Here is a 10258-nt window from a genome sequence, read left to right as displayed (position 1 = left end):
AAGATCTCTACTACCGACTCAATGTTGTCACCCTCGATTTACCGCCGCTTAGACAACGTAAAGAGGATATCCCAACCTTGTTCCACCACTTTTTACTGGTAGCGGCTTCCCGTTACGGCAAATCGGCACCAGCTATTGAGTCGCAACAGATTCATCAGCTTATGAGTCATGATTGGCCCGGTAATGTTCGCGAACTAAGAAATGCAGCTGAACGCTTTGTACTGCTTGGCAAGCTATCCCAATCTGGTTCAGAAGATACTGTTAGCATCAATAAGGAACTCGGTTTAGCCCAACAAGTTGCTGAGTTCGAAAAAAGTCTGATTGAGCAATCACTTAATCAAAATGAAGGTAGCATTAAGAAGACGATGGATCATTTGCAGCTGGCCCGTAAAACCCTGTACGACAAGATGCAGAAATACGACTTAGACAAAGATAACTACAAAGGCTAACTCAGGCTTTAAACTTGAACCATATCTCATATTTATAGTTATTTTTGACACCGATTGATTAAGCTCAATTAACCACTCATTTTTTGTGGACATAATTACCACACTTGCTACATTAGCAATATCTAATCAATAAAAAGCTTAATTAAGGTGTTTATATGAAAAGGATATTGCTTCTCACCTTGAGTATTGTGCTTGCTGGCATATGGCCTTCAGCCAGCCTTCTCGCACAGTCAACGGCTGATCACTCTACCTTTGAGCAACTTCAAGGTCCTTTTAAGTCAGGCCCTGAAGTAACCGCAGCCTGCCTTGACTGCCATACCGAAGCAGCTCATCAAATCCAACAAACCACTCACTGGACGTGGGCTTTTGATGTTGGGCTCGAGGACAAAATTGTCGGCAAGAAAAATGTCATCAACAATTTTTGTATTTCTACCGCATCAAACGAACCGCGATGTACCAGTTGCCATGTTGGCTACGGATGGAAAGACAGCAGCTTCGATCATTCGAAACAAGACAACGTCGACTGCCTAGTTTGTCATGACAACTCTGGTCAATACTCGAAGTTCCCAACAGACGCTGGCCACCCAAACTACGTGACAAAAGAGTGGCCGAAAGGTTCGGGGAAAATGCGCCCGCCAGTCAATCTCACTGAAGCAGCACAAAGTGTTGGCGACCCATCGCGAGAGACCTGTGGCTCTTGTCACTTTTACGGAGGTGGCGGCGACGGTGTTAAACATGGCGATATGGACTCAAGCCTAGCTAAACCAAGTTATGACCTCGATGTTCATATGTCGAGTGACGGCGCCGATTTTGCCTGTCAGGATTGCCATACCACTAGTGGCCATCAAACGGCAGGTTCACGTTACCTTGTCAATGCAAAAGACAGCGATGGTATTGATTTCCCCGGCCATGGAGACCAGAACCGCGCTTCGTGTGAGTCATGTCATGGGCTCGAACCTCATCAAGGGGGACGTATCGCCAATCGACTCAATGAACACGTCAATAACATCGCCTGTTCCACATGTCACGTACCAGAGTATGCGCGAGAAAAGAAAACCAAAACAGCTTGGGACTGGTCCACAGCAGGAGATAAATCTCGACCAACAACTAAAGATGATGAGGGCTACGTTACCTATACCGCCAAAAAGGGTGATTTTGTATGGGAAAGAAACGTAACACCTGACTATGCCTGCTTCAATGGACAAATGAGTTACACCACTATTGGTGAACAAGTACAACCCAATGAGCAAGGTATCGTTGAGTTGACTAAGCCTTAAGGAAAATGTGGCGACGAAGATAGCCGAGTGTGGCCATTTAAGATTATGCGCAGCACTCAACCTTACGATACGGCGAACCAAATCATGGTGACACCTCATCTGTTTGGCAAAGACAACAACGCCTATTGGAAAACGTATGACTGGGATAAATCGGCAGTGGCGGGGATGAAAGCTACGGGCAGTAGCTATAGTGGTGAGATGACATTTGTCGATAGCGAGTATCACTTTCCAATCGTACATATGGTAGCACCAAAAGACCAAGCTCTTGAATGCGCTGCATGTCACGCTGAGAATGGACGATTGACGAAACTGTCTGGTTTCTATATCCCATCACAAACCTCAATACCTTGGCTAGACAGCATTGGCTGGTTAGTCGTCCTTGTTACTCTGTTTGGCGTTATTGGTCATGCTCTTATGCGATTGAAAGGAACTTCACCCAACCAAGGAGATTCGCAATGAAAGTGATTATCTATAAGCGATTCGAACGCTTCTGGCACTGGGCGCAAGCTTTACTGATGATGGCAATGCTAATCACTGGATTCGAAATCCATGGATCATTTAGCTTGTTTGGTTTTGGTCAAGCTGTGTTATGGCATGAGTACTGTGCCTTTGCTCTAATGACATTATGGGTATTTGCCATATTCTGGCATTTCACTACGGGTGAGTGGCGGCAATACATTCCCACCACAGACAAACTCGGAAAAGTTATCGGCTTCTACCGTCGAGGGATCTTTGTTGGCGAACCTCATCCATTTCATCCAACAGCAGAACTTAAACTCAATCCGCTACAGCGATTTGCCTATTTGGGCTGGAAATTGATCATGGCACCACTTATCTGGGTCACAGGATTATTGCTACTATTCTATCCACAATGGGAAAACATTGGACTTGGTATGTTATCACTTGGCTGGGTTGCCACTCTGCATATTGTCGCCGCATTCATGATCTTAGCCTTCCTAATTGGCCACGTTTATATGACCACAACTGGAGAAACGCCAACCACTCATATCAAAACGATGCTGCGTGGTTATGAAACAAAAGATCACAGTAATCGCTAACCAACAAAACGAAACCCCAGGGTCCATCCTATACCCTGGGGTTTTCTTTCCATAATGAAACTTGAAACTATTTAGTAATAATCTCAGGCCCCATAAGCATGGTCGGCAACCATGTTGATACCCAAGGTACGTAGGTCACGATGATCAGGAATAAGAACATCACACCCACCCAAGGTAGTGCTGCTTTGACGACCTGCATCATCGACATTTTGGCCACCCCTGCGGTTACAAACAGGTTGAGTCCGACCGGAGGTGTGATCATGCCTATTTCCATGTTCACCACCATCATGATACCTAGGTGAATGGGATCGATACCTAGCGCGATAGCAATTGGGAATACCAGTGGCGCAACGATAATTAGCAAACCCGATGGCTCCATGAACTGACCACCGATGAGTAGCAGAACGTTCACGACAATCAGGAAGGTAATCGGCCCAAGACCAGCTGACAGCATAGACTCAGTAATCATCTGAGGAATACGCTCTTCTGTAAGCACATGCTTTAGAATCAATGCATTGGCAATGATAAATAGTAGCATGATGGTCAGCTTACCCGCTTCATACAAGGTATGTTTGGTATCTTTATGAACAAAGGCTTGTACGATTTTAACCAAGGCCGGCTTAGTGTTTTCTTTGTCGGCAAATGGCCCCATATCTTTGTAGATAAAGTTAGCAATTAAGAATGAGTATACCGCTGCCACCGCTGCCGCTTCTGTTGGGGTAAAGATACCGCCATAGATACCACCTAGGATGATGACCACCAGTAATAGACCCCAACTGGCATCTTTTGCTGCTGCGAACATCTCGCCCCAACCAACAAACGGCTGTTTAGGCAGATTTTTCACTCGAGCTGCAATGTAAATGGCAATCATCAACATCACACCAGCAAGAAGACCAGGGATGACGCCACCAAGGAACATACGACCAACAGAGACATCCGTAGCAGCTGCGTACACAACCATTACGATCGAAGGTGGGATCAAGATACCTAAAGTACCTGCGTTACAAATAACGCCCGCAGCAAACTCCTTCGAGTAACCATTTTTGATCATGCCCGCGATAACGATACTACCAATTGCAACAACCGTAGCCGGTGAAGAGCCAGACAGTGCGGCGAACATCATACACGCCACAACCGAAGCCATAGCAAGACCGCCACGGAACCAACCCACCATCGCAATAGCGAAACGGATAATACGTTTTGCCACACCGCCAGTAGACATAAAGCTTGATGCTAAGATGAAAAATGGAATCGCTAATAAGGTGTAATGGCCAGCAAAGGCGTTAAACAGGGTTTGAGCGACTGAAGCCAATGACGCATCTGAATGCATCATTAAAAAGACCATACTGGACAGACCCAGTGAGATTGCGATTGGCACACCAACAAGCATAAAACCAATCACCATGACGAATAAGAATAAAATTTCCATGGTTTAGCTTCCCTTGTTGTTATTGTTGTTTTTAGGCTCCATTGCGTCACCTGCGTCTTTCAGCTCTTCTTTTAACGCTTCCAGTTCTTCCTCAGCTTCATGACCAGCAATGAGGCGGTCTAACTTACCTGACAGAATCTGTAGAGTGATTTGAGCAAAGCGGAAAGTAAGCAGAGCCATACCAATCGGCAGCGCCATGTAAGGAATAAAGCGCGGCATTTTTTCGTAACGTTCGCCTTCATTCAGCCAGTCAGCGAGAAACTGGAACATCTCTGGCATTGGGATATCATCGGTTTCATACCATGCTCGGTCGGTAACAAACGGATACCAGTAATTCCATGAACCAATCAACAGCAGAATTGAGAAAGCTAAACAACACGCTGCGGCGATCAGCGCGTAGATTTTACGTAGTTGCTCTGGAGCAAGGTTGATAACCACATCGACACCAATATGAAAGTGCTTCTTCACTCCATATGACGCCCCCACCAGCACCATCCAGGCAAACATAAATACACTGTTCCATAAGTTACTTCACTTTATCGCAGGAAAAGAAAGGCCCTCCTCCCGACAAGAGGGCCAATTGTTTTATAGTTTTTAATTGTTATTTGTTTGAAGCTAAAGCCGCTTCGATAAGGTCAGAACCAATGTCTTTTTCAAACTTCTTCCACACAGGCTGAAGCGCAGTGACCCATTGTTGACGCTGCTCTGCAGTCAAGCTACGAACTTCACCACCCGCTTCGATGATGTTGTTCTTATTCGCTTGGTTAACACGTGAAGACTCAGCATTACGCGTTTGAGTCACCTCTTGGATGATGGTGTTCAATTGCTCGCGTTGATCTTCAGGTAAGCCCTTCCAGAAATCGTTCGACGTTACCACTAGGTAATCCAGAATACCGTGGTTAGTCTCTGTAATTCCGTCTTGTACTTCGAAGAACTTCTTACCGTAGATGTTTGACCAAGTGTTCTCCTGACCATCAATAACCTTAGTTTGTAGGCCGCCGTATACTTCTTTAAACGACATTTTCTGTGGGTTAGCGCCTAACTGCTCAAACTGAGCAACAAGGACATCTGAAGCTTGAACACGGAACTTAAGCCCTTTCGCATCTTCTGGTGAGATAAGCGGCTTGTTTGCTGACATCTGTTTCATGCCGTTGTGCCAAAACGCTAGACCTTGTAGACCACGACGTTTCATTGCATTTTTCAGCTTTTCACCAGACTCAGAGTTCTGGAAACGGTCAACCGCTTCAACATCTTCAAACAGAAATGGCAGGTCGAAAATACGGTACTTTTTGGTGAACTTTTCAAATTTTGATAGAGAAGGGGCAGCAAGTTGCACGTCGCCATTCAATAGCGCTTCCAGTACCTTGTTATCATCATATAGCGTCGAGTTCGGGAAAACTTGCATACACACTTTTCCATTCATCTCATCATTGACGCGTTGTTCTAGTAATGAAGCCGCGATACCTTTCGGGTGTTTATCTGTATTGGTTACGTGACTGAACTTAATTACAGTCTCTCCTGGGTCACAGTTAGCGGCAGCATTAAAACTAGTCACAGCAAGAATCGATACAGATAGTAGGGTCAATGGCTTTAACATTATTATTCTCCTTGTTGAATGAACAACCCCATCACTGGGTGTTGATACATTAACTAGGAGCAAGTACTGAGCCAATCTTGATAATTAAATTTAATCATTTAAAATCAACACCTTATAAAGAAGGCATTTGACGATAGGATATCTAGGTCACACAGACACTTTTAATATGGGGGGATTTCCACCCATTGTATTCTTCAATACGGGTGAATCTACACATATTTAACAAACAAGCTAAATCATAAAAACAAAATGGCAGCGGGAATGGCTGCCATTTTTCGTTACTAGAGATGAGGTGAGCAATAAGGAGACATAATTGCCCACCTCGACTCACACTGCATGAAAACGCCTTCATGCTATGGTGTTAAGCTTAGTAGACTTCACTCATTGTTACTAATAAAGGTATCAATTAAATTGCACATTAATGAAATTCGATGCGTTGCTGCGTGACTGCATCAAAGAAAACTGCTTTTGACAAATCAAAGTGCAGTGGAGCAACCTGCCCCGCCGTAACATCAAATTCAGGCGAAAGGCGACACGCTACTTCTTGGTCATTAACCTTTATCATCGCAATAGTATCCGGCCCTGTTGGTTCTAACACTTCCAGCGTCAAATCCAACTGAGTGGTTGCATCCGACTCTTGATTCTCACTGTCTGTAATGTGTTCCGGGCGAAGGCCAATCACGACTTCTTTACCATCTTGCTCGCGCATTGAGGCAGGCAGATTAATGTGATGTTCTTGACCATTACTCCCTTTAACCTTAATCACAGGTTGGTCTTGGTCGTTAAGATCGACCATAGTGGTGATAAAGTTCATAGAAGGTGAGCCCATAAAGCCTGCGACAAACATATTATTCGGTTTATTGTAGATCTCTTGCGGTGTACCTAGTTGCTGCAACTCGCCATCTTTCATCACTGCGATTCGGTCAGCTAAGGTCATCGCCTCAATCTGATCGTGAGTAACATACACGATGGTCGTATTGAGCTGTTGATGCAATCGCTTAATTTGATGACGCATCTCTACACGCAGCTTTGCATCTAGATTCGACAACGGCTCATCAAACAGGTAAAGCTTGGGTCTACGCGCCAACGCACGCCCCATTGCCACACGCTGACGCTGACCACCGGACAACTGAGAAGGCTTTCTATCTAATAAGTGGTCAATCTGTAGCATCGCTGCGACGCGCTCAACTTCCGCATCAATGTCCTCTTTCGGCATTTTACGAATCTTCAAGCCAAACTCGATATTGCCACGTACCGTCATGTTTGGATAAAGCGCATAGGACTGAAACACCATCGCAATATCGCGATCTTTAGGTTCAACATCAGACACGTCGTTACCATCAATCACGATCTCCCCCGAGCTGATATTCTCAAGCCCAGCAATAGTGTTCATCAATGTCGATTTACCACACCCTGAAGGGCCAACCAAAATCAAAAACTCACCGGAATTAATGTCAATGTCGATCCCTTTTAATGTCTCTTGATCCGCCTTCGGGTAGGTTTTACGGATTTGTTTAAGTTCTAGTGTTGCCATGATATTTATCCTTTTACCGAACCCGCAGTCAGACCGCGAACGAAATATTTCCCTGCTAATACATAAACTAATAATGTTGGCAATGCAGCGATGATCGCCGCCGCCATATCAACGTTGTACTCTTTAACCCCGGTGCTGGTGTTAACCAAATTGTTCAGCGCAACAGTAATAGGCTGCGTTTCCGAGCCGGAATAAACAACACCAAACAGAAAGTCATTCCAGATTGCTGTGAACTGCCAAATCACAGTGACCATGATGATTGGCGTTGATATCGGCAGAAGAATCTTAAAGAAAATGGTAAAGAACCCCGCCCCATCCAACTTAGCCGCTTTGACTAGCTCGTCTGGAATACTGATATAGAAATTACGGAAAAACAGCGTGGTAAAGGCCATACCATAAATCACGTGAACAATAACTAGCCCTGCGGTGGTGTTGGCCAAACCTAGCTTGCCAAGCACCGTTGCCATAGGCAGTAGCACTACTTGAAATGGGATAAAGCAGCCAAACAACAGTAGGCTAAAGAACAGGTTTGAACCACGGAACTGCCACTTGGTCACAACGTAACCATTAAATGCACCGAGTAGCGTTGAAATCGCAACCGCAGGAATGACCATTTGGAACGAGTTCCAGAAGTAACCTTTGACGCCTTCACATTTCACACCAGTACAAGCGCCATCCCACGCCTTAATCCAAGCATCAAACACCCATTCTGTCGGCAAACTCATTAAGTTGCCGGCTTTAATATCTGGCAGGGTCTTAAACGAGGTAATCACCATGACAAACAGCGGCATCAAATAAACCACACAGAAAAACACCAAAGCCGAATAGATGAACAATCGAGAGAAATTGATCCCTTGCATCATGATTTTTTCTCCCTAAGTTCTGAATAGAGATATGGTACTAAGATGGCTAATATACCCGCTAGCATCATCATGGCACTCGCCGCACCCAAGCCAATTTGACCGCGCGTAAATGAATGCGCATACATAAACAGCGCAGGAAGATCAGAAGAGTAACCTGGACCACCTGCGGTCATTGCCGTTACTAAGTCAAAACTCTTAATCGCAATATGCGAGGTGATGATCACCGCGCTGAAAAATACCGGTCTCAAGCACGGCATAATAATTCGCCAATAGATGGTCGGTAGGTTCGCGCCATCAATCTGAGCCGCTTTGATGATCGACGAGTCTATACCGCGAAGGCCTGCCAGGAACATGGCCATGACAAAACCTGATGACTGCCATACAGCGGCAATGACTAACGTATAAACCGCCATTTCAGAGTTGACCAACCAGTCAAACTTGAAATTGCTGAACCCCCAATCTTGCATCAGCTTTTCAATACCGAGGCCCGGGTTCAGAATCCATTTCCATGCCGTACCCGTGACAATGAATGACAATGCCATTGGGTACAAATAGATAGTGCGAATTGCCCCTTCCTGACGAATGTTTTGGTCAAGAAGAATCGCCAGCCCTACGCCCAAACCGATAGCCACTAACATAAACAGCAGGCCAAAAATTCCGAGGTTAGAAATTGAAGTAATCCAACGGTCGTTCTCCATTAGTTTCTCGTATTGAGCAAAACCAACAAAGTTGAAACTGGGCAGAAAACGCGAATTGGTCAGTGAAAGTGCCGCAGTCCAGAAAATATAACCATAGATGCATACCACGGTGACCAAAACGGTCGGGGCAAGAACGATTTTCGGTAGCCAATGTTGAAGTCGGTCGGCAAAACTCACCTTAGTTTTCGACTTCTTAGAATACCGATTTACAGCATGCTCCATAACGAGTCCTTACGTTATAACACAGAGAGGAAAGGGCACTTCAGCTCCCCACAAGCTAAAGCGCCCTTTAGGGGTGTATGTATGCCAACTAAGCGAGTGATGAGCCAATACTCGCTGGTTGGCAATGGATGAGCTTAGATCGCCGCTTTCACCGCTTTCGCTAGCTTTTGTGCTGCCTGTTTTGGATCGGCGTTGTCGTCATTGAAGAAGTTCGTTACTACGTCATAGATCGCGCCTTGAGCATAGCTAGTCGTTGATAGACCATGTGCCATACTTGGTACCAGGTCACCTGACTTCGCACTCGCTTTAAACGTTGCCATTGAGTCCAATGCACATTGGTCGAACTTCGACATGTCCATGTCTAGGCGTACAGGGATTGAACCTTTGTTGAGGTTGAAGACTTCTTGGAACTCTTTAGTAAGGATAGTGCGAGCAAGATCTTGCTGCGCTTGTTGATTGTCTTTATTGCTCAGTTCAAAGAAAGCAAAGCTATCGATGTTAAACGTGAATTGACCATTTGTGCCCGGCGCTGGCGCACAGATGTAATCTTTGCCCGGAACTTTGCCCGCTGCCGTAAACTCACCCTTTGCCCAGTCACCCATGATTTGCATCGCTGCTTCACCATTGATCACCATTGAGGTTGCTACGTTCCAGTCACGTCCTGGCGAGTTAGCATCGATGTAATCGCGGATTTTCTTAAATTTAGTGAACACTTCCACCATTTTATCGCCAGATAAAGTATCCATATCTAGATCGACAAACGCTTTGTTGTAGTCTTCACTACCTAAAACATCCAGCGCAACCGCTTCAAAAACTGTGGCGTCTTGCCAAGGCTGACCACCGTGCGCTAATGGTACATAACCGGCAGCTTTAATCTTCTCTGCAGCGGCAAAAAACTCGTCTAACGTCGTTGGCAGTTCAACACCTGATTTTTCTAATACTTCAGGGTTCGCCCAAATCCAGTTTACTCGGTGAACATTAACCGGAACGGCTACGTATTCGCCGTCAAACTTCATCACCTTAGTAACCACTGAAGGAAGGATTTCATCCCACTTCTCCTGCTTGGCTGTGCTATCTAGTGACGTTAGGAAGCCAAGGCCACCCCACTCTTGAGTATCATGACCTTTGATC

Annotated in this window: 8 protein-coding genes and 2 pseudogenes; 3 read left to right on the top strand and 7 right to left on the bottom strand. The window is 45.4% G+C overall.

Going from position 1 to position 10258, the window contains the following annotated elements; all coding sequences use genetic code 11:
- The 3 genes and pseudogenes from QTO00_RS13960 to QTO00_RS13950 all read left to right on the top strand — a co-directional run.
- On the top strand, positions 1–449 hold a 449-nt coding region (locus QTO00_RS13960; RefSeq protein ID WP_331425343.1), incomplete at its 5' end, for a helix-turn-helix domain-containing protein.
- Between the two features lie 155 nt (positions 450–604).
- Positions 605–2185: pseudogene (locus QTO00_RS13955) on the top strand (tetrathionate reductase family octaheme c-type cytochrome).
- The gene (locus QTO00_RS13950) at positions 2182–2784 is read left to right on the top strand and encodes a cytochrome b/b6 domain-containing protein (protein WP_331425342.1); all 603 of its coding nucleotides are present in this window, start codon (positions 2182–2184) and stop codon (positions 2782–2784) included. The pseudogene QTO00_RS13955 and the gene QTO00_RS13950 overlap by 4 nt, the downstream one beginning before the upstream one ends.
- Positions 2785–2851: 67 nt before the next feature.
- Here QTO00_RS13950 and QTO00_RS13945 read toward each other — a convergent pair whose 3' ends face one another.
- The 7 genes and pseudogenes from QTO00_RS13945 to QTO00_RS13915 all read right to left on the bottom strand — a co-directional run.
- A complete protein-coding gene (locus QTO00_RS13945) occupies positions 2852–4213 on the bottom strand; it encodes a TRAP transporter large permease (protein ID WP_331425341.1) in 1362 nt (453 codons plus the stop codon).
- Between the two features lie 3 nt (positions 4214–4216).
- Positions 4217–4729: pseudogene (locus QTO00_RS13940) on the bottom strand (TRAP transporter small permease); the annotation flags it as partial.
- An 85-nt stretch (positions 4730–4814) separates the two neighbouring features.
- On the bottom strand, positions 4815–5810 hold the full coding sequence (locus QTO00_RS13935) for a TRAP transporter substrate-binding protein (protein ID WP_038206804.1): 996 nt from the start codon (positions 5808–5810) through the stop codon (positions 4815–4817).
- Positions 5811–6228: 418 nt separating this feature from the next.
- Positions 6229–7344 carry an ABC transporter ATP-binding protein gene (locus QTO00_RS13930; RefSeq protein WP_331425340.1) on the bottom strand — a complete coding sequence of 372 codons (1116 nt, stop codon included), beginning with the start codon at positions 7342–7344 and terminating at the stop codon, positions 6229–6231.
- 5 nt (positions 7345–7349) lie between these two features.
- Positions 7350–8207: a carbohydrate ABC transporter permease gene (locus tag QTO00_RS13925; protein WP_331425339.1), complete on the bottom strand. Its 858-nt coding sequence runs from the start codon at positions 8205–8207 to the stop codon at positions 7350–7352.
- Complete coding sequence (locus tag QTO00_RS13920) at positions 8204–9127, bottom strand: carbohydrate ABC transporter permease (RefSeq protein WP_331425338.1); 924 nt, start codon at positions 9125–9127, stop codon at positions 8204–8206. Before QTO00_RS13920 ends, QTO00_RS13925 begins: the two co-directional genes overlap by 4 nt.
- Before the next feature lie 134 nt (positions 9128–9261).
- A partial coding sequence (locus QTO00_RS13915; protein WP_331425337.1) for an ABC transporter substrate-binding protein occupies positions 9262–10258 on the bottom strand: 997 nt, incomplete at its 5' end.

Source organism: Vibrio sp. M260118 (assembly GCF_036533755.1).
GTDB lineage: Bacteria > Pseudomonadota > Gammaproteobacteria > Enterobacterales > Vibrionaceae > Vibrio.
The sequence above is the reverse complement of the archived record's forward strand: the minus strand, read 5'-3'. Positions and strand labels throughout refer to the sequence as shown.

Coding starts and splice junctions, on each gene's coding strand:
- QTO00_RS13935 (WP_038206804.1), bottom strand. CDS start 5,810: ATGTTAAAGCCATTGACCCTACTATCTGTATCGATTCTTGCTGTGACT.
- QTO00_RS13920 (WP_331425338.1), bottom strand. CDS start 9,127: ATGGAGCATGCTGTAAATCGGTATTCTAAGAAGTCGAAAACTAAGGTG.
- QTO00_RS13950 (WP_331425342.1), top strand. CDS start 2,182: ATGAAAGTGATTATCTATAAGCGATTCGAACGCTTCTGGCACTGGGCG.
- QTO00_RS13945 (WP_331425341.1), bottom strand. CDS start 4,213: ATGGAAATTTTATTCTTATTCGTCATGGTGATTGGTTTTATGCTTGTT.
- QTO00_RS13925 (WP_331425339.1), bottom strand. CDS start 8,207: ATGATGCAAGGGATCAATTTCTCTCGATTGTTCATCTATTCGGCTTTG.
- QTO00_RS13930 (WP_331425340.1), bottom strand. CDS start 7,344: ATGGCAACACTAGAACTTAAACAAATCCGTAAAACCTACCCGAAGGCG.